Annotated in this window: 17 protein-coding genes; 6 read left to right on the forward strand and 11 right to left on the reverse strand. The window is 69.3% G+C overall.

All coding sequences use genetic code 11. The annotated features are described in order from the left end of the window. Positions 1-20: 20 nt before the first annotated feature. Positions 21-1,784: a gamma-glutamyltransferase family protein gene (locus AJAP_RS00530; protein ID WP_038507209.1), complete on the forward strand. Its 1,764-nt coding sequence runs from the start codon at positions 21-23 to the stop codon at positions 1,782-1,784. A 183-nt stretch (positions 1,785-1,967) separates the two neighbouring features. Here AJAP_RS00530 and AJAP_RS00535 read toward each other — a convergent pair whose 3' ends face one another. From AJAP_RS00535 to AJAP_RS00545, 3 genes are read right to left on the reverse strand one after another with little or no spacing between them, the layout of a single operon-like run. Beyond that, entirely contained in the window at positions 1,968-2,855 is an 888-nt protein-coding gene (locus tag AJAP_RS00535) for a VOC family protein (RefSeq protein WP_038507212.1), read from the reverse strand. Further along, on the reverse strand, positions 2,848-3,366 hold the full coding sequence (locus tag AJAP_RS00540; RefSeq protein WP_038507214.1) for an RNA polymerase sigma factor: 519 nt from the start codon (positions 3,364-3,366) through the stop codon (positions 2,848-2,850). The genes AJAP_RS00535 and AJAP_RS00540 overlap by 8 nt, the downstream gene beginning before the upstream one ends. Before the next feature lie 53 nt (positions 3,367-3,419). Beyond that, on the reverse strand, positions 3,420-4,850 hold the full coding sequence (locus AJAP_RS00545) for an MFS transporter (protein ID WP_038507217.1): 1,431 nt from the start codon (positions 4,848-4,850) through the stop codon (positions 3,420-3,422). 108 nt (positions 4,851-4,958) lie between these two features. Between AJAP_RS00545 and AJAP_RS00550 the strand changes: the two genes are divergently transcribed. Both AJAP_RS00550 and AJAP_RS00555 read left to right on the forward strand, forming a co-directional pair. Beyond that, the gene (locus AJAP_RS00550) at positions 4,959-5,792 is read left to right on the forward strand and encodes a helix-turn-helix transcriptional regulator (RefSeq protein ID WP_148311424.1); all 834 of its coding nucleotides are present in this window, start codon (positions 4,959-4,961) and stop codon (positions 5,790-5,792) included. 63 nt (positions 5,793-5,855) lie between these two features. Then, positions 5,856-6,713, forward strand: a complete 858-nt coding sequence (locus AJAP_RS00555; protein ID WP_228694829.1) for a hypothetical protein — start codon at positions 5,856-5,858, stop codon at positions 6,711-6,713. On the opposite strand, the gene AJAP_RS00560 is transcribed toward AJAP_RS00555, so the two are convergent. Both AJAP_RS00560 and AJAP_RS00565 read right to left on the reverse strand, forming a co-directional pair. Continuing rightward, positions 6,687-6,998 (reverse strand): hypothetical protein, encoded by a 312-nt coding sequence (locus AJAP_RS00560; protein ID WP_051972294.1) that lies wholly within the window; start codon positions 6,996-6,998, stop codon positions 6,687-6,689. The genes AJAP_RS00555 and AJAP_RS00560 overlap by 27 nt on opposite strands. Before the next feature lie 154 nt (positions 6,999-7,152). After that, entirely contained in the window at positions 7,153-7,638 is a 486-nt protein-coding gene (locus tag AJAP_RS00565; protein ID WP_038507226.1) for a helix-turn-helix domain-containing protein, read from the reverse strand. Between the two features lie 139 nt (positions 7,639-7,777). On the opposite strand from AJAP_RS00565, the gene AJAP_RS00570 reads away from it, so the two are divergent. The 3 genes from AJAP_RS00570 (at position 7,778) to AJAP_RS00580 (ending at position 10,775) form a co-directional block, all read left to right on the forward strand. Beyond that, positions 7,778-8,902 carry a sensor histidine kinase gene (locus AJAP_RS00570; protein WP_148311425.1) on the forward strand — a complete coding sequence of 375 codons (1,125 nt, stop codon included), beginning with the start codon at positions 7,778-7,780 and terminating at the stop codon, positions 8,900-8,902. Continuing rightward, on the forward strand, positions 8,899-9,567 hold the full coding sequence (locus tag AJAP_RS00575; RefSeq protein WP_038507230.1) for a response regulator: 669 nt from the start codon (positions 8,899-8,901) through the stop codon (positions 9,565-9,567). Before AJAP_RS00570 ends, AJAP_RS00575 begins: the two co-directional genes overlap by 4 nt. A 554-nt stretch (positions 9,568-10,121) precedes the next feature. Next, on the forward strand, positions 10,122-10,775 hold the full coding sequence (locus AJAP_RS00580; RefSeq protein WP_084098545.1) for a Crp/Fnr family transcriptional regulator: 654 nt from the start codon (positions 10,122-10,124) through the stop codon (positions 10,773-10,775). Between the two features lie 339 nt (positions 10,776-11,114). On the opposite strand, the gene AJAP_RS00585 is transcribed toward AJAP_RS00580, so the two are convergent. The 6 genes from AJAP_RS00585 to AJAP_RS00610 form a co-directional block, all read right to left on the reverse strand. Beyond that, positions 11,115-12,881 carry a glycosyltransferase family protein gene (locus tag AJAP_RS00585; RefSeq protein WP_038507234.1) on the reverse strand — a complete coding sequence of 589 codons (1,767 nt, stop codon included), beginning with the start codon at positions 12,879-12,881 and terminating at the stop codon, positions 11,115-11,117. Continuing rightward, positions 12,878-13,429 (reverse strand): hypothetical protein, encoded by a 552-nt coding sequence (locus AJAP_RS00590; protein ID WP_228694830.1) that lies wholly within the window; start codon positions 13,427-13,429, stop codon positions 12,878-12,880. The genes AJAP_RS00585 and AJAP_RS00590 overlap by 4 nt, the downstream gene beginning before the upstream one ends. Beyond that, a complete protein-coding gene (locus AJAP_RS00595; RefSeq protein ID WP_038507240.1) occupies positions 13,422-15,323 on the reverse strand; it encodes a glycosyltransferase family 4 protein in 1,902 nt (633 codons plus the stop codon). Before AJAP_RS00595 ends, AJAP_RS00590 begins: the two co-directional genes overlap by 8 nt. Then, a complete protein-coding gene (locus AJAP_RS00600) occupies positions 15,320-16,663 on the reverse strand; it encodes a methyltransferase (RefSeq protein ID WP_038507243.1) in 1,344 nt (447 codons plus the stop codon). Before AJAP_RS00600 ends, AJAP_RS00595 begins: the two co-directional genes overlap by 4 nt. A 3-nt stretch (positions 16,664-16,666) precedes the next feature. Continuing rightward, positions 16,667-17,950, reverse strand: a complete 1,284-nt coding sequence (locus tag AJAP_RS00605; protein WP_038507246.1) for a hypothetical protein — start codon at positions 17,948-17,950, stop codon at positions 16,667-16,669. 141 nt (positions 17,951-18,091) lie between these two features. Next, entirely contained in the window at positions 18,092-19,219 is a 1,128-nt protein-coding gene (locus AJAP_RS00610) for a hypothetical protein (RefSeq protein WP_038507249.1), read from the reverse strand. Between the last annotated feature and the right edge of the window lie 125 nt (positions 19,220-19,344).

Below are 19,344 nucleotides of genomic sequence, written 5' to 3' on the forward strand. Positions count from 1 at the left end.
CAAAGCGTAGTATCACCGTCGTGTTCACGACCAGGCCGGAACTGGCCGGCACCCACGGCATGGTGGCATCGACGCACTGGCTGGCCTCGGCCACCGGGATGGCGGTGCTGGAAGACGGCGGCAACGCCTTCGACGCGGCGGTGGCCGCCGGATTCGTCCTGCAGATCGCCGAGCCGCATCTGTGCGGCCCGGCGGGGCAGGTCCCCGGCATCTTCGTCACCGCGACGGATCGGACGCCGAGAGTCCTCGCGGGTCAGGGCGTCTCGCCTGCGGCCGCGACGCCCGAATACTTCGCGGATCTGGGGCTCGATCTGATCCCCGGCAGCGGTTTGCTGCCCGCGACCGTCCCGGGCGCGTGGGACGGCTGGCTGCTGCTCCTGCGGGATCACGGCACGAAGTCGTTGCGCGATGTCCTCGGCTACGCGATCTCCTATGCGCGTAACGGGATTCCGCTGGTCAGCCGGGTCGGCGACACGATCCGCGCGGTCCAAGACCTCTTCATCGAGCATTGGCCGACGTCCGCGGCGCTCTGGATGCGGGATGGCAAGCCGGTCGAAGGCCTGCACCGCAATCCGGCGCTCGCGGACACGTGGGAGCGGCTGCTCGCCGAGGCCGAGTCGGCCGGCGGCCGCGAGGCACAGATCGACGCCGGACGCCGCGCGTGGTCGCAAGGCTTCGTCGCCGAAGCGATCGAGGCGTTCAGCCGCAAGGCTTTCCGTGACGACTCCGGCCGCGATCACGCCGGTCTCCTCACCGGCGAGGACATCGCGGGCTGGGAAGCGACGTACGAGGACGCGCTGCAGGTCGACTTCGGGGACTGGGGCCTGGTGAAGATGGGCGCCTGGACGCAAGGCCCGGCGTTGCTGCAGCAGGCTCGGCTGCTGGACGGTCTGCGTGACGAACTGTCCTATGTGGACGGAATCCCGACCGAACGCACGGTGCACTTGGCCGTCGAGGCGGCGAAGTTGGCTTTCGCGGACCGTGAGGCCTGGTACGGCGACTCGTCCGACGTGCCGATCGATCTGCTGATCTCCCGCGAGTACGCGGACGCCCGCCGGGCCTTGATCACCGACGAGGCGTCCGCCGAACTGCGGCCCGGCGGACCCTCGCCGCGGCTGCCCGCGATCCTCGAAAGGCTGCGCGGACTGGAATCCGGTTCCGGTGCGACGGGGGAGCCGACGGTCGGACCGCTGGGCGAGACTCGCGGCGACACCGTGCACATCGACGTCGTCGACGCGGCCGGGAACATGATCTCGGTGACGCCGTCGGGTGGCTGGCTGCAGTCGAGCCCGACGATCCCGGACCTCGGTTTCTGTCTCGACTCGCGTGCGCAGATGTTCTGGCTGGAACAGGGATTGCCGAATTCGCTGGCGCCACGCAAGCGGCCGCGGATCACGCTTTCGCCGTCGATGGGCCTGCGTGACGGCGAGCCGGTGCTCGCGTTCGGCACGCCCGGCGGCGACCAGCAGGACCAATGGCAGCTGTGTTTCTGGCTGGCGCACACGCTCGGCGGGCTGAACCTGCAGGAGTCGATCGACTCGCCGGCGTGGCACACCACCGCGTTCCCGAGTTCGTTCTATCCGCGTTCGTGGACGCCGCGGGAACTGGTGGTCGAGTCACGCCTCGGTCGGTCCACAATGGACGCCCTCGCCGAGCGCGGGCACGCCGTCGTCGACGCCGGGCCTTGGGCGCTCGGGCGGCTTTCGGCCGTGTCCCGGTCCGGCGGCGTGCTCCGTGCCGCCGCGAACGCACGCGGCATGCAGGGCTACGCGGCAGGCCGCTGACTCTTGCCGTGAAGGCCTCCTTCCCTATTTTCAGGGTAGGGAAGGAGGCCTTCACGGCAAGCGGTTGTCCACAATGGCTCCCACCTGTGGACAACCCGACTCACGTCCGCCTCCCAGACCCCATCGGCGATAGACTGGCTTCGGGGTCGCCCCCCTGGGAGTGGTGGGGGGTGGGGTGGTGACTTAAGAGCGCGGCTGTTCCCAGAGCCAGAATTCGATGCCCTGGTTGTCCACGCACTCGGCGCTCAGGCCGTACGGCTGCTGTTCGCTTTCGCCCGCCTGGCCGCCCTGGGCGCGGACACGGTCGAGGGCGGCGGCGAGGTCGTCGACGGCGTACATGACCTTCCAGCCCACCTGCCGCCCCGGCCCGCCCCAGAGCCCGCCCTGCAGGCCGGAACCTTCGACACCCCAACCGCCTTCGACCCGTCCGGGTGAGAACTGCCAGCCCAGAACGGCGCCGTAGAACGCCTTCGCGCGTTCGTCGTCCGGGACCTGGAAGGTGAAGTAGCCCGCTTCGCCGTGCCGGATCGGCGTAGCGCCGGAAGCCGGCCGAGGGGCCGCTTGCGCGACGAGCCACCGCTGGCCGTACGGGTCCTTGATCTCTCCGCTCAGTCCGTGGCCCTCGTCCGCGACGGGACGCCGCAGCTCTCCGCCCAGCTCCACAGCGCGCGCGGCCGAAGCATGCGCGTCCGCGACCTCGACCCGGATCAGCGGGCCACCGGCGGGCGCCACGACGATGCCCAGTTCGGGGAACTCCTCCGCGAACATCAGCACGCTGTCCCCGATGGCCAGTTCGGCGTGCCCGACGCGACCGTCCTCCATCACGATCGGGTCGGATCGACGTCGTGCCCCGAACACCTCGACGTAGAAGTCGAGGGCGGCGCGGGCGTCCGTGACCACGAGATATGGCGTCAAAGAGCGGACTTCGGCATCGGTGGTGGTGAGTGTTTCGGTCATCTCGGCTCCGTTCAGGACGGCGCGACGAAGGTTGTCGCGCAGTTCGGCGGCGAAGAGCGGGTCAGGCTCGACAGGCTGCGAGGGCGCGCGAAGCGCGTCGAATGGATCAGGCATCGCGACCCTCCTTCTCCTGGTAAGCACGCCGGAACGCGGCACGGGCCCGCACGAGCAACGCCTCCGTGGCGTGCACCGTGCGTTCGAGATGCTCGGCGACCTCCGGGACCGGGAGGCCGTCGACGTAGCGAAGCGTCAACGCGGCTTGGTGATGCGCCCCGAGCGACGCGAGCACCTCGCGTGCCAGCAGCGCGTCCAGCCGTTCGTCCCACGGATCGGTGTACTCCTCTTCGTGGACGAGCCGCAGCCCGCGTTCCTCGCGTTCCTTGCGCCGCCAGTGATCGGCGAGTTTGTGCCGGGCGACGCCGATCAGCCACCCGGTGCTCACCGGCGGTGCGAGCTCCTTGCGACAGGCCCTCACCGCGCCGAGGAACGTCTCCGACGTCAGTTCCTCGGCGAGGGTGCGATCACCGCACCGGGACAGCAGGTACCCGTAGACCTCCGGCAACGCCGTCTCGTACAGCGAAAGCAGCGCGAAGGCCGGGTCCCGATGCACCCGTGGTTCCGTCACATCCCCATCGTCGCTCGGGGAGCCACAACTCCGACGGGTGAAACCGAACTTTCTCAGAGCCGCGGGTCCGGCAGCCGCCGCGCCACCGTGATCACGCCGACCGTCAGCACCGCCTGGATGCCGATGACCAGCGCGAACGCGCCCTTCATCCCGAGTGGCCCGGCACCGGCGGACGCGAACAACGTCCCCAGTGTCGCGACGCCCAGCGCCATCGCGGCCTGCTGCGACGTCGTGAGCATCCCGCTGCCGACGCCGGCGATCTCCGGCGACACCTTCGACAACACGATCCGGAACACCGTCGTCATCGCCAGTCCCTGGCCGAGGCCGCACAGCAGCATCCCCGGCGCGAAATCGAGCACGCCCAGGTTCGGCCATTCCAGCAGCACGGTCCCGATCAGCACCAGCAGCCCGAGCAGTTGCACCGAGAGACCGGCGGCCACGACCCGCTGCCCGAACCGGGTCACCAGGCGGCTGCTGACCAGGCACATCGCGAAGAACGCGAGCGAAAGCGGCGCCGTCACCAGGCCGGAACCGAACGGCCCCAGGTGCAGGCCGTCCTGCAGCGTCACCGCGAACACGAACATGAACGCGCTGAATCCGATGAAGAACGGCACCCCGACCAGCAGGCCTTGGCGCACACTCGGCATCCGCATCACCGACGGCGGCAGCAGCGGGACACCGCCCCGGCGTTCCATCCGGCGCTCGACGTGGACGAATCCGGCCGCGGCGAACGGGAACACGACGAGCAACGCGATCGTCCACAGTGGCCAGTCCAGCACCGGTCCTTCCGCCAGCGGGAGCAGCAGCGACACCAGCGCGATCGCCAGGAAGACCGTGCCGGGGCGGTCGATGCCGATCGGGTTCCGCGAACGGCTCTCCGGGATCAGCCGCCGCGCGACCACCAGACCGACGATGCCGACGGGCACGTTGACCAGGAAGATCGGCCGCCAGCCGGTACCCCAGAGATCGGCGGCGACCAGCGCTCCGCCGAGGAACTGGCCCAGCACCATCGAAAGCCCTGCTGTCGCGCCGTAGAGACCGAGAGCCTTGGAGCGGCGTTCGCCGGTGGTCGCCGCCTGGATGATCGACAGCACCTGCGGCAGCATCAGCGCGGCGGCCGCCCCCTGCGCGGCCCGTGCCAGCACCAGCGTCAACGCCGTCGGCGCGATTCCGCAGAGCAGAGAGGTGAACGTGAACGCGGTCAGCCCGATCAGGAACAGCTTGCGGCGGCCGAAGGCGTCGCCGAGCCGTCCGCCGACGACGAGCAGGACGGCGTAGGCGATCCCGTAGGCCGCGACCACCAGTTCCAAGGTGGCCGACGACGTGCGGAGGTCCGAACCGATCGCGGGCAGGGCGATGTTGACGATGAAGAAGTCGATGAGCGGAAGTGCCGCCCCCAGCAGCACGGTGACCAGGCCCGCCGAAGTCAGGGCCGGGCCGGCGGTGACGCGCGCGGGCGTCGCCGGAACTTGCGTCGAAGTCATGAGTACCACGATCAGCCGATCGCGACCCTGGTACCAGGAGTGTGTTTATCCTGGTACCACCACTACCTGGTAACCGGCTTCGAGCTTTGCGAACCTGATGAGGTGACCATGACCGTCGATTCGCGAGTGGCCGAAGTGCGGCGGCACGAGCTGGCCGCGTTCCTGCGCAGCCGCCGCGAGCGCATCACGCCTGATCAAGTCGGCTTGCCGATCAGCGGCAGGCGCCGCACGCCGGGGCTGCGGCGCGAGGAGGTCGCGCAGCTGGCCGGGGTCGGGGTCACCTGGTACACGTGGCTCGAACAGGGCCGCGACATCAACGCGTCCGAGCAGGTGCTGGACGCGATCTCCCGCACCCTGCGGCTCGACCCGCACGAGCACACGCATCTGTTCACCCTCGCCGGCGCGCCGGAACCGCCGCTGGAGAAGGACTGCAAGCTCCTCAGCCAGAACATCCACCGGATGATGAACAAGCTGGAGCCGTTCCCGGTCTGCGTGCGCAACGCGCGGTGCGACATCCTCGCGTACAACCGCGCCTACGACTGGCTGATGGGCGGCCTCGACGACATCCCGTTCGAGGAGCGCAACACGCTCATCCAGTGCCTGACCAATCCCGAGTGGCGCCGCAGGCTCCCGGACTGGGAGCTCAACCTGCCCCGGGTGGTCGCCGGTTTCCGCGCCGCGATGGCCGAGCACCTCGCCGAACCGGCGTGGAAGAACCTGGTCAAACGCCTGCGGCAGGAGTCCGAGCTGTTCGAGCGGATGTGGAAGGAACACGACGTCTCCACCGAACGGATCGTGCTCAAGCGATACCTGCATCCGGACGTCGGCCTGCTGCGGTTCGAATTCTCGTACCTGTACCTCGGGCGGCGTTCCGAGATCTCCCTGGCGACGCTGACCCCGGCGGACGAAGAGACCGCGGCGAAACTGCCCAGCTCCTTCTGAAGGGGGAGGCGGACCAGGCTCGCGAGGGAGCCTTTCCGCGGCGTGAACGCCGACGCTGGATGCATGACCGTAGCGATGGCTCCACCCAAGATCTCCAGCGCTCGCCTGATCGTCTGCTACGCGGCGATCCTCGGCACGCTCCCGTACCTGACGTTGAAGGCGTCCTGGGTCACCGGAGGCAGCCTCGGCCTCCGAGATCCGTCCTTTGTGGACTCCGACCTGATGTTGCTGGCGAACCTGGCGACCGGCGGGATGGACGTCGTCGCGGTGGTACTGGCGCTGGCGTTCACCTACTCCTGGGGACGGCGGATCCCCGCGCCGCTCGTCCTGTTCCCGATCTGGATCGGCACCGGGCTGCTCGCGCCGATCGTGCTGGACCTCCCGGTGATCGTCGCCGACCTGTCGACCGCTCAACTGGCCGAAATGCCGCTGGAGAACTGGGTCTGGGCCGTCGTCTACGGCGGTTTCGCCTGGCAGGGGATCCTGCTGCTGACCGCGTTCGTGCTCTACGCCCGCGATCGCTGGTGGTTCGTCGTCACCGGCACCGTGAAGCCGGGGACCATCGGCGCGGCGGGTGTGCTCGGCGTCGCCGCCGCACTCGTCTGCGCGGCCTTTCACACGATCTGGGCGTTCGGCCCCGGCGGTATCGCCGCTCGTGGCCAGGACATCGTGATCGCCGTGCTCACGCTCCTCGCCGTTCTCGCGCTGGCGAACGTTTCGCGAGGGCGGTTCTGGCCGCGGCTGGTACTGGTGTGGACCGGCGCCGGCGCGATGGCGGGCACCGGGGCGTGGGGCCTGTTCGCCGCGCTCACCATGGGAGCCGCGGATCACGCGGCGGTGCTGGCCGTGCAGGTGGCCGGCGGGGTGCTGATGATGGTCTCGGTCCTGCGGCGGCTACCCGCCGTCGAGCAGACGACGTGATTCCTTGCTGAAGGCGGGCACCGTTCTCTCGAATCTTTCGAGGAACTCGCTCAAGGTCTCCGGCGGCCGTTCGAGGGCGTTGACCTGTTCGCGCAGGCAGCGAAGTGTGGCCGCCGGATACAGATCAAGTTGATCGAGCAGGAAGTCATCCGGATGCACGGCCTCGAGCTGGTGAGGTTCGAGAGCCGAGGCCGGGAAGTCCTTGAGATTCGCCGTCACGATCACGGCGGCGTTCGCGCGGACCGCGGCCGCGAGGACGTGCCTGTCCTTCGGGTGGTTGGTCATGGTCGGAATCAGCGGCTCGTAGCCGTGACCTAGTCGAGCACCTCGCCCGACCACAGAGCGCGATAAGTGCCGGCCTCCGCCAGCCGCAGCAACAGATCCGTCAACCGGATCGGAATGAGCACGCAAGCATCGAGGAAGGCGGGAAACGGCACGGCTAGCGAGTCTGGACGAACCCGTCGACGATGTCATCGCTGCCGTCCCGGCTCGCCGAAGCTGTCAGCTCATCGAGTATTCCTTGCCGTTCCGCACGGGAACGCGCCCGGTAGTCGAGCAAGTCGCTGAGAAGAACCCGCCGGTGACGTCCCGGTTTCTCGAACGGGATCTCACCGGATTCCAGAAGCTTGACCAGCGTCGGCCGGGAGACGTTGAGCATGTCAGCCGCCTGCTGGGTGGTCAGGACGGCGTTCAACGGCGCGACGTTGATGGCGAAGCCCTGGGACATCGCCTTCACGACGTCCCGAAGCACGTCGTAGACCTGCTCGGGAAGTGCCACCTCGCTGCCGTCCGGGCCCACCAATTTCGCCTGATGTGCGGGCGAGGTCGCGATCATGAACTCGTCGAGCCGCCGGAGCTCCCGGCGGGCGTCCGGTTCGGTGGCGGATGGCGGCAGAACGGTGTGCTGTTCGATCGTCGATGTCATGTCGCCTCCCTCGGGTACCACCAAGGTAATCGAAAAAACGAAAGACGCATCCTCGGTCGGCGGCTACCGCACGCGGCGTAGCCGGGAAGCCGCTTTTCAACGGACGCGACACGCCCCCGCCCCGGGTAGCTTTCGTCCTGTGCTGCTGAAGGAACGGTATCCGTGGAGTCCCTGGGTGGGCCGCGTGCTGCGCGTGGTGCTGCCGCTGGGGTTCGTCCTCGGCGCCACGAGCGGCGCCTCGCGCTGGCAGCCGGGCGCGCCGCAGCTGACCTCGACCGGGGTGCTGTGGCTGGTCGCCATCGCGGTGCCGCTGCTGATCGTGCACCGCTTCCCGATGACGATCTTCCTGCTCACGTCCGCGCTGACGCTCGGCTATTACACGTCCGGCAACCCGGGCGGTCCGGCGATCGTGCTGCCGACCATCGCGCTCTTCCTGCTCACCAAGATCCGCGGGCCGGTCGTCGCCGGGTCCACCGGCGGAGCGCTGCTGGCGGTGGCGGGGGTCGCGTTGTTCGTCCGGCACGGGTTCGCCGGCTTCGACCTGCGGACCGGGCTGGGCCTGGTCTGGGTGATCGCGGTCGTCGGGGTCGGGACGGCGGTGCGCAACGGGATGGCCGCCGCGCGGGCCCGCCGCGAACAGGCCGACGAGCATCGGCACCGGATGGCCGAGCAGGAGCGGCTCACCATCGCCCGCGAGGTGCACGACGTCGTCGCGCACAGCCTCGCGATGATCAACGTCCAGGCCGGGGTCGCCGCGCACGTCGCCGACAGACGTCCTGAGCAGGCGAAAGAGGCGTTGCTGAATATCAAGGAAGCGAGCGCTTCGGCGCTGAAGGACCTTCGCGCGACGTTGGCCGTGCTGCGGTCCGGGGAGGACAAGGCGCCCGCGCCGAGCCTCGCCCAGGCCGACGAGTTGTTCGAGCACGCCCGCGCCGCCGGGCTGGAGGTCCGCGTCGACGGCGAGCCGGGGGAGCTGCCCGCCCCGGTCGACGGCGCCGCGTACCGGATCCTGCAGGAATCGCTGACGAACGTGGTCCGCCACGCGAACCAGGCGCGGGGTGTCGACGTCAGGTTCGAGCGGAAAACCGGTGCGCTGACGCTGCTCGTCCGCGACGATGGCCGTGGCGCCGTCGAACCCGCGCCCGGGCACGGGCTGCGCGGGATGTCCGAACGGGCGGCCGCGCTGGGCGGCGCGCTCACGACGTCGGTGGTGAACGGCGGCTTCCAGGTCCGCGTGGACCTGCCCATCAAGGGGGAAGAATGACGATCCGGGTGGTTCTCGCCGACGACCAGGTGCTGGTCCGCGCAGGTTTCCGGGTGCTGCTGGAGACCGAAGACGGCTTCGAGGTCTGTGCCGAGGCGGGGGACGGCGAGCAGGCGGTCGCGGCCGCCGTCGAGCACCGGCCGGACATCGTCGTGATGGACGTCCGCATGCCGGGCATCGACGGGCTCGAAGCGACGCGGCGGATCACCGCGAATCCCGAACTGGCTGGGGTGAAGGTCCTGGTCCTGACCACTTTCGACGTCGACGAGTACGTCTACGAGGCGTTGCGCGCCGGTGCGAGCGGGTTCCTGCTGAAGGACACCGATCCGGTGGAGCTGCTGCGGGCGCTGAAGGTGGTGGCCGCGGGCGAGGCGCTGCTGGCGCCGACCGTGACCCGGCGACTGATCGCGGAGTTCGTCGACCGCCCGGAGAACCGCCGCATCGACGTGAGCGCCGTCCGCGAGATCACCGACCGCGAACGCGAGGTCCTCGGCCTGGTCGCCGGCGGCATGTCGAACGACGAGATCGCGGCGCATCTGGTGATCTCGACGGCCACCGCGCGTACGCACGTCAGCCGCATCATGACCAAGATCGGGGCGCGCGACCGGGCGCAGCTGGTGGTGCTCGCCTACGAATCGGGGCTGGTCAGCCCTCGCCGGGGTTGAGATTCCCCCAAAATGCTGAGATCGCCGAAAAACCTCCGCCGTGACGGGGAGTCGTCAAGCGCGGCCTGACGTCGACAGTCCGTTAATTCGCTACCCGACCGACTCGGCATACGCCCTGACTTAGGTCGTGCATCTGCACGTGCATAGACGTCACTCATGCCTCTTCTTCGTCTCCACCAGGAGTCCGGCCGGATTCCGATCGCCGGTTCGAAATCAGATGGATGTACGGCTAACCCTGATTTCCTGACGAATCCAGCGGTATCGCGCGGGATTCCGCTCTCGTGAGCGTGCACGGTGCGTGATTTTTCCGCCGTCCGACCGTCGGGATAACGGTTACTTTCCGTCGCGAAATCGCTCCCTGGACGGGTTCTGCTCGCTCCGTGTTGCTTTGTCGCAATGGCGCTGAGCATTAGTCTCCGGCTGAACGGCAGGGGGGATTTCACCTACCCGACGTGATTCTCACCCGGCCGGGCAAGAAATCGATTCACCTTTTTCTCTCACTGGGAGTCACCATTGACGGCAAAGACACCCGGCCCGCTTCCGGCGGTCGGCTGATGGGCGGGGACTTCCTGGCCGCGGTCACCGAACGGCAGCGCCGTCGGCTGCTCGACCTCGGCAAACACGTCGATCACGCGGCGGGCACGATCCTGCTCCACCAGGGCGACCCGGCGCCCCCGGTGCTGATCCCGCGCTCCGGCTACGTGAAGGCGCTGCGTGCGGCCCAGGGCGGTTCGCCGCCGATGATCGTGGACCTGCTCGGTGCCGGCGACGTGCTCGGCGTCGAGGACTGCCTGGCCGGACGGCCGAGCCACCTTTCGTACATCGCCACGAAACCGGTTCGCGTGCTGGAGATCCCGAGGATCGCGTTCCACGCCCTGCTCGACGACGATCCCGGGATGACGGCCCTGATCACCGCGGACCTGGCCGTCCGGCTGCGCCTGCGGAACGTCGCACTGGGGTTCGCGACGGCCAAGGTCCGGAGCAGGCTGACCGCGTTCCTGACCAGGATGCAGGCGCTCTACGGCATTCCCGGTGAGGACGGCGTCGTGATCGACGTGGGGCTGAACCACACGGACATCGCCTCGGCGATCGGCGCTTCACCCGCGTCGGTCAACGCCGAAATGGCGAAGCTGAAGAACGAAGGATTCTTGAGCACCGGATACAAGACGATCCACTTGAAGAAACGTTCGCGGATCGCGGTGGGGTGAACGGGGCTTCCCACGAGGAAAGCCCCGTCCATCTCCTTCATGCGCCGCGGGGTGCGCAAGATCGGGTCAACTGCGCCTCAGTTGAAGCGCGAGCCGTATGACGAACACGACGGCCAGCGCGGCGACCAGGGCGATTTCCCAGGCCATGGCTGCTCCTTATCGGCCGGCATCCGAACTCGTCAGATGCTCTGCCCATAAGGCGCATCAGCGGGGGAGGACGTTCACCGACACGGCCCAACTCACACTTTCGGACCAACGCCACGCCCACTACCCGTGCAATGAAAGGTCCTTTCCTCGCAAATTTTGCAAGGAAAGGACCTTTCATTGCACGCGGGGCAGCTACAGAGCGCCCACGGCCGCCCACACCCGATGCGGGTCGAGGTCCATCGGCCGCGAGTCCGGATCCGGGCGCAGCCGCCGCAGCAGGATCTGCTGCACCAGCGTCGTCGGCCGGGCCGACGCGGCCACCCGCCGCCAGAACAGGTGATCCTCGAGGCCTTCGAACAGGACCTCGGTGTTCCACCCGCCGAACTCGTCGACCAGCGACCGCCGGACCAGATAGCCGCTGCCGAGATACGGCAGCGTCCGCAGGCGCCGTTCCTCCGGCGGCAGGGCGCCGACCAGGCCGTCCACCGGATCCGCGACCGGGCAGTGCACGACGTCGGCGCCCTCCGAAACGGCCAGCAGCCGCTCCAGCAGGAACTCCGAAGCCCGCATCCCGCCGTCGAGCACCAGCAGCCACGACGCCGTCGAACGTTCCAGCAGCGAGTTCCGGGTGAGCCCGCGGCCGAGCGGGGCCTCGTGCAGCAGGACGTCGTACGGGCGCGGCCGCGGCCACGGGTGCACGCCGTCCTCGCCGACCAGCACCTTCCGCGGGGTCACGCTACCCGTGATCAGGTCGTTCGCGAGATCGTCCGGGTCGGCTTCGCCGGTCCGCCGCACGATCAGCACGTCGACGTCGGCGGTGCCTGCCATCGACGTCGCCGCAGGCTCCCAGGTTCGCGAGGCGACCCGCCGGGCCCCCGCCGCGCGCTGCGCGATCCGGGCCGACAGCGCCGTCCCGCTTGCCGAGGCAGGTCCGGCGGCGGACCGGTCGCCCGCGAACCGCGCGTCGAACGACGGGGTGTCGATCGCCAGCGCGTTTTCCGGATTCCGCAGGCTCGTCGCCCGCGCCCGCGCCGGGGCGATGTCCGCGGCGGGCGCCGAACCCAGCGAGGACGCCAGCTCGATCAGCCGCCGCGCGGACGCCGTCATGTCCAGCGACTTCACGAAGCCATAGGCGGCCGAACGCAGGTGCCGCTCCCGTTCCGGCTCGCCGGCGAGCGCGGCGACGACCGAGCCCAGCGACTCCGGCCGCGCCAGGACCAGGTGCTCGCCGGGGACCATCGGTTCGACGTCGACGGACGTCTCGCTGACCACCACGCAGCCGTTGGTCATCGCTTCGAGCGTGCGCACCCACTCCAGGGTCTGCTTCCGCTCGCGGTGCAGGTTCAGCAGGAACCGCGACCGCGCGAGATGCTCGAATTTCGCCTTGCCGGGCAGAAAGTCGACGCGGGCGGCGGTCATCGGCTCGTGCGGCGGGGTCAGCAGCCGCGTCCGCAGGCCGGCGAGGTCCCGCGCGTACGAGCCGAGCAGCATCGACCGACGCCGTTCGGCCGTGCCGAGGTAGGTGACGTCGAGGTCGCGCGGAGCGTCGAGGTCTCCGCCCCACAGATCCCACAGCGGGGTGTAGCCGAGCTGGAAATGCTCGACGGTGATCCCGCGCCGCCGCAGTTCGGCGGTCGAATCGGTGTTGATGTCGACGGCGCCGCCCAGGATGGACAGCAGTTCCGCGTTGCGCTCGAAGGTCGCCGTCCCGGGGTGCTCCACGCAGAACCCGATGGTGCGGCGGCACTGCGCGGCGGTCGGGAAGTCGGCGTCCGGGACGGTCACGAAGTACTCGTGGGGGACGACGACGTACACCGTGTCGCCGTCGGACTCGGGGTACGCGCCGATCGCGGTCCTCGCCTTGCCGCCCGCCGTGCGCACGGCGTCGGCGACCACCTCCAAGAGCTCCTCCATGAAGGCGGAACCGCCCTCGGCGGACACGAAGCAGAGTTCGGTCACGGCCGGTCCATCTTCTTTCGCACGACCCGCAGCGGAGCGGTCACCCGCCAGCTGACGGTGCGGCGTGTGGCGTCGAGTTCTCTTGCCATCTCGGCGGCGAGCCGTTCGGCGTTGAGCAGGCGCTGCCGGTCGACCGACGGTTCGCCGCCGGGCAGGACGTCCGCGTCGGCGACGCCCGCCGACACCACGAGTTCGGCGTCGAGCAGCGCGAGCCGGAGCTTGTCCCGCTCCTCGCGGCAGGTCTTCAGCTCCGCGCGCAGCGAGTCACGCTGCTGGTGGGCGAGCAGGACCTCGGCCTCCAGCGCCTGAAGCCGCGCTTTGGCGACGTCGAGCTCTTCCTGCTGCGAAGCCACTTTTTGATTCAACACGGCTTGGATGGCGGCGGACTCGCCTTCGTCCGGCGCGGAGGCGGTGGCCTCGCGCAGTTCGTGCTCGGTTTCGGCCAGCTTCGCCTTCAGCCGGTCTTGCTCGGCGGTGAAGACCTGCCGTTCGGCACGGAGCCGGGTCAGCTCCGCCTGGACACGGCCGGGAATGTCGGTGTCAGACATGAACGCCCCCACTCAGTTCGGTCAGGATTTCGGAGTACTCGCGCGCGTAGCCCGCCGGGTCGAGCCACGGCAGCAGCTTCTTGTGCGCGGCCTTGGCCATCTCGCGGCGGCGCGTGGCCGACGTGCCCAGCGCGCGCAGCAACGCCGCGGTCAGCGCGTCGACGTCGTTGGTCTCGAACAGCCAGCCCGTCTCGCCGTCGACGATCATCTCCCGCGCGCCGAACACGTCGGTCGCCGCGACCGGGACGCCACAGGACACGGCTTCGAGGATCGAGCGCGGCAGCGACTCGATGTCGGAGTTGTTCACGAAGATGTCGGCGGCCTGCAGCCAGCGCAGCGGATCCGGCTGGATCGGCACCAGGCTGACGGATCTCTCCAGGCCCGCGCGTTCGACCGATTCCTCCATCGCCAGCCCGTACGGCGACGGGTGCAGGCCGACGATGGACAGCTTCGCCTCGGGGTGGATCCTGTGGATCCGCTCCATCGCCGAGATCAGCGGCGCCTGCCCCTTGCGGGATTCCGCGATGCCGATGTTGACCAGCACGATGTCGTCCGGCGAGTAGCCGAGCATGTCGCGCGCCTGCTGCCGCGTCTCCGACCGCGTCCTGCCGCCGAACTTGTGCATCGGCGTGCCGTAGCGGACGGTCCGGCAGCGTTCCGGCTTGCTGTACGGCAGGAACATCTCGCGTGTGGCGTCCGCGACGAACAGCAGCTTGTCGACCTCGGCGAGGGTGCTTTCCCAGCGCTGCCAGACCGCGGCGGGCGGTTTCGCCGGGCCCCAGTTCTGGTAGGCGAACGCGGGCAGCGAGAAGCTCTCGTGGATGACCCACGCCGTCGGCATCCCGGCGCGCTTCGCCGCGTCGGCGCCGACGAAGCCGCCGAGAGTGTTGACGAGCGCGACGCCCGCTCCGGAGCACTTCGCGAAGCGCGCCAGCTCGGCGACATGCCCTTCGTACGCGGGCACCGTCTGGCTCCGGTAGTGCGTCGTGACGTGCACGGGGATGCCGAGTTCGCGGCAGTCCGCGCGCAGCGGGCCGTCGGTCTCGCTGACCAGGCTGACCTGCCAACCGTGGTCGGTCACCATCCGGCTCAGCAGTTCCTGCAGCCACAGCTGCCCGCCGCCGACGCTGAGGCTGTGCGTGAACACCAGCACGTGCTTCGGGTCGGTCGGGATGTTCACCCGCGCCATCGCGCGGGCGGTGTCCTCGGCCAGCTCGTCGGCGCGTTCGGCGTCGTCCAGATCCGCGGCAGGGTTGCGAAGCGTGAAGGTGCGCTTCGCCGATACGACCTCGCCGACGCCATCGGTGCGGTATCGGACGCGAAGCGACAGCGTCCGCTCTCCGCCGTACGGGAGGTCGACGGGCACCCGCGCCTCGAATCCGCTCACCGCGGCGTCGTCGAAACCGGGGAATTCCTCGGGAACGTCCTTGCACGGCAGACGGGTGCGCGCCCTGACCGTGCCGCCGCCTTCGACCATGATCTCGATCAAGCTGGGCGCCCGCCCTTGCAACAAGGCCCAACCCGTCACATGGACGACTCGCCCTTCGGCGACCTTGTCCTGCTTCGGAGTCTTGAGTTCGCCCAGCCAGAGCGGTTCTTCACCCGGCAGTGTTCCGACGTGGACGGTCGCCCGGTTCAGCACGCGCTCGTCCGGGCCGGCGACGACGATTTCCTGAGTGCCCGCGGGGACCGCGGAGGCCGGGACCGCACGCCAGCCGAAAGTGCCTTCGGGCGCGCCTGGGCACGACTCGGGGGACAGGTCCGCCTTGACGTCCGCGATGGTCACGGACATCTCGTCGATCCGGCTGATCCCGGTCGTCCAGCCCCGGAGCTCGAACAGATGCCCGACAGGCCGGTCCGGGGTCAGAATGCCGGCGGTATGCAGGCTCGTCATCGCTTCGCTACCTCGTCTTCGTTCGCCGCCACAGCGGCGCCGACCTTCGTGGAACGGTACTCGTGGACGGTCCGCGCCAGGCGTGTTCGCCAAATCCCGGCGATGGCCGCGCGTACCTCGTCGGTGCCGTGCGCGGCGCCGCACGAGCCGATCGTGGAGAAGGCCACTTCACGCTCCAGCGCACCGTCCACAAAGGAGGGATGGAGGCCGATCAGCACGCCGAGCCAGCCCGCCAGATCGCGCATCGAGCCGTCGTCCGCCGCCGCGGACCAGCCCGCGTCGGTGAGCTTGTCGGCCAGCACCAGCACCCCGCGCTCGATCACTTCGGGCACTCCGGCGCCCGCGTGCCGCCATTCGAGATCGATCGGGCGCAGCACCGCACCGTCGACGAGGACGTTGTGCGGCACCAGATCCCACAGCGCCTCGACCCCGCGAGCCGCCTCCGCGCGGACGAGATCCCGCCAGCCGGTGAGCAGCTCCGCGACCCGCTCCGGTTCGTCGAGCAGGACTTCGACCATCGTCGGGGCGTCGTAGACCTTGTCCGTGCACGGTCCGACCGAGATCCCGGCCACCGGCGAGGACGGCACCAGCGGCACGCGGCGGACTTCGGCACCTTCACCGGTGCGCACTACGTCGGCGCGCGTACACGCGAACGCGGCGCGCTCGGCGGTGTTGAAGTAGGTCGCGAGCCGGAAGGCCGGCCAGAGCGCGGCGGCGCCGGGGCCACAGAGCAGGGCGAGGCCGTTCGCGGGACCACCGGTGATCGCCGCGGACAGCCGGGGCAGTTCGGTGTCGATCCGCTCGCTCCGTACCGCGCGGGCGACCTCGTGACCGGGGGAACAGAGCAACTCACGCTGGACTTCGAGGCCAGCCGTCGCCAACGTCCCGGCGACAGCGCGCGAAGACGTCAGCACCACGACGGCGCCCATCGGCGACAACCGCTCGCGAACCGACTCCAACAGACCCCGTGTCGCGTACGGCTGCTGGACGACGACGAGGTCGTAGCCGTCGGACGGCGGCCGGTCGTGCACCGAGACCGTGCCGAGTTCGTGGGTGCGGAACCGCACCGCGGCGGCACGGACCGGGTCGGCCTCGACGGCGTGCACCGTCGCCGAGACCTCGCCCAGATACCTGGTGAGAGCACCGAAACCGGCGCCGACCTCCAGGACCTTCGCCGCCTTCGGCAGCACGAGCGCCCGGAGGACGTTCGCGGCGCCATGGTCGAGCTGGACCCTCTCGGCGGCGCCCTGACCGGCGAAGTGCAGCTCGTCGGACAGCGAACCGGTGTCCTCGGTCAGGGAGAGCAAGGTGGTGAGCAACCGTGCCGTCGCCGCGGACATGGATCAGCCGGTGACGGCGTAGTTTTCCAGCGTCTTCTTCATCGCGCGCTGGTACGTGCCACTCAACGCCTTCTCGCCCTCTTCGCCACCGAGCGGGTTCTGCAGGATGTCGACGCGGACGATGTTGTTTCCGCTGATCCAGGTGCCCCGATAGGTGCCCTTGTCGCCGTCGATCTTCTTCTGGAAGTTCAGCTTCGGAGGCATCCCCGGCAGCGGCTCGGTGATCTGCACGAACCCGTTGGTCGCCTGGTACTGGCGAAGCTGCTTGACCAGATCGGCCGCGGCGCCGGGGCTGGTCAGCGGGATGACCGTGACCGAGATCTTCGCCGGCTGCGGGCCGGTCTCGTCCGGCTCCTTCTGCGAGCCGCGGTACGCGACCTGCTTCACGCCGGCCGCGATGACCAGATCCGCCTCGCCCTTCTCCAGCCCGGCGATCTCGGCGAGCTGGGCCGCGGGGATCGCGCCGCTCTTCGAGTCCTCCTTACCGGCCTGCTCCGGGATCTTCTCGAACAGCAACTCTTCCGGCGTCTTCGGCTTGGTCGGTGACGGCGACGGCGGGGCGGGCTTCGTCGCGGCCGTCGGGTCCGGCGGGGTGTCACCGCCACCGGAGAAGGCGAAGTAACCGCCGACGCCCAGACCGCCGAGGACCAGGACGGCGACGATCACGATGATCGCGATCTTGCCGCCCTTGCCCTTGGGCTTGTCCTCGAACACCTCGGGGCCCTGCTTGACCCATTCCGTGCTGCCGACCGGCGAGATCGGCGGGAAGTCCGAGCCACCCCACGGCGGGCTGACGTCGTTGTCGTCGGTCCAGCCCTGCTGCTGCGGCTGTTGCTGCTGATAGCCCTGGTGCTGCTGCGGAAAGCCGCCCGCGGGCGAGGCCTGGCCCTGCTGGGGGAAACCACCCGGCGGCGACGCCACCGGCGGCACGACCTGGGTGCGGTTCGGGTCCGCCTGCTGTTGCTGCCAGTTCGGGACGACCTGGGTGCGTTCGCCCTCACCGCCCTGCGGCTGGTTCACCGGCGCGATGATCTGCGTCGAGTCGGCGCTGGGCTGGCCGGGCTGCTGCTGCGGCGCCTGCTGCTGTTGCGGAGCGGGCGGCTGTTGCTGCTGGAACGGCTGCTGCGGCTGCTGACCGGGCTGCTGGACCTGCTGCTGGGCGGGGTCGCCGTACGCGACCGCCGAAGACAGCACCTGGTCACGGCGGAGCCGGTAATCGTCGGCGGAGAGCCGCCCAGATGCGAGCTCTTCGTCCAGATTGCGCAGCTCTTCCTGCCAGGACACCACCGGCCCCCTTTTCCGAATTTCCGGCGGGAATGCTCCCGGCCGTCGCGATACCACCACTGCGGTGACCTCGCACATTCTGCACTGCCCGGAGTCGATACGCCCTCGCGGGTCGAATCGTGATCTCCCCGCGACCTGTGCTTCTCAGTTCGACGGCAGAACGGTGTCCAACGAGGTCAGCGTCTGCTCCAGCCGGGTGTCGAGCGCTTGCGGGTCGCCGCCGAGCGGCTGCGAGACCCAAGTCGTCACGGCCATCGTCCCGGAGACGTAACCGAAGCCGCTGAGCTGGCCGTTCTTGTTCGCGCCGACGAGGGCGAGCCGATCGCCGACGCGCTGCTCGCGCAGCCCGGCGTTGATCGAGTTCCCCCGGAAGTACTTGACGATCGCGGCCGCGTCCTTCGCGTCGTTCGCCGGGATCACCAGGACGAGGTAACTGTTCGTACCCTCGTTCGAACCCTTGTAGGTGATGGACGCGACGTTCTTGGAGGCGAGGAAGTCGCCCGCGGCCTTCGAGTAGAAGTTGAGCTCGACGCCCTTCGCGACCGACATCGTCGAGTTGTCCTTCGACGGTGTCCCCGGCAGCGCGGGCAGCCGGTCTTCCAACGGCGTCTGGGCACTGTCAGGTCGGCCCGACGGTGTGAGGTCGCCCGGCGGCTGGGCCATGCTCGGCTGCTCGGCGACGTTCGAGGACTGAGACGAGCCCAGCCACAGCGTCCCGCCGATGATCAACGCCAGCACGACCAGCACTCCGGCACCGATGAACAGCCAAGTCGGCTTGCGTTTCCCGACGACCGCGTAGTCCTCCGCGGGCGCGTAGTGACTCGGGCCGGGCTCGGGCGCCAGGGGCGGAAGCGGCCGGTTCAGTGCGGCGGTGGGCGATGGGTTCTTCGCGGGCGGCGCGGCACGCAGGTAGACCGTCGGATTGATGTCGGCGGGTGAAGGCGCGGTCGTCTTGTGGTCCGCGATCCGCGGGATGGCGGCCTTCTTCTCGGGCTCCCCGACGGTCGGCGGCGGCGTGTGGACCGGCTGCGTCCGTTGGTACGGCTGGGGCTGCTGGACCGTGACCGCGGACGGCTCGACCGGGCGCGCGGCGGGATTGGTGCTGTGCCACGTCCCGCCGGGGCGCCGCAGCGGCGAGGGCACAGGCGACGGCATCGTCCCACCGGAGGCCTCCGCCAAAAGCTCGTCGCGCTTCCTGCGGTGTTCGGCGTGCCCGATACGACCCGCGGCCAGCTCGACGTCCAGCTGTCGAAGCTCGTCTTGCCAGCTCATTTAGCCCCCTGCCGCCGGGTGTGGGCAGCCAGTGTTGCATGCACCCTTATGGGTGGTTGATGTGGTCTTTCCTCATTCTTGCGTCCACTCACGACCTGGTCCAGCACTGATCTCTCGGCAGCGCT

Source organism: Amycolatopsis japonica (assembly GCF_000732925.1).
In the GTDB taxonomy this organism is placed as follows: Bacteria; Actinomycetota; Actinomycetes; order Mycobacteriales; family Pseudonocardiaceae; genus Amycolatopsis; species Amycolatopsis japonica.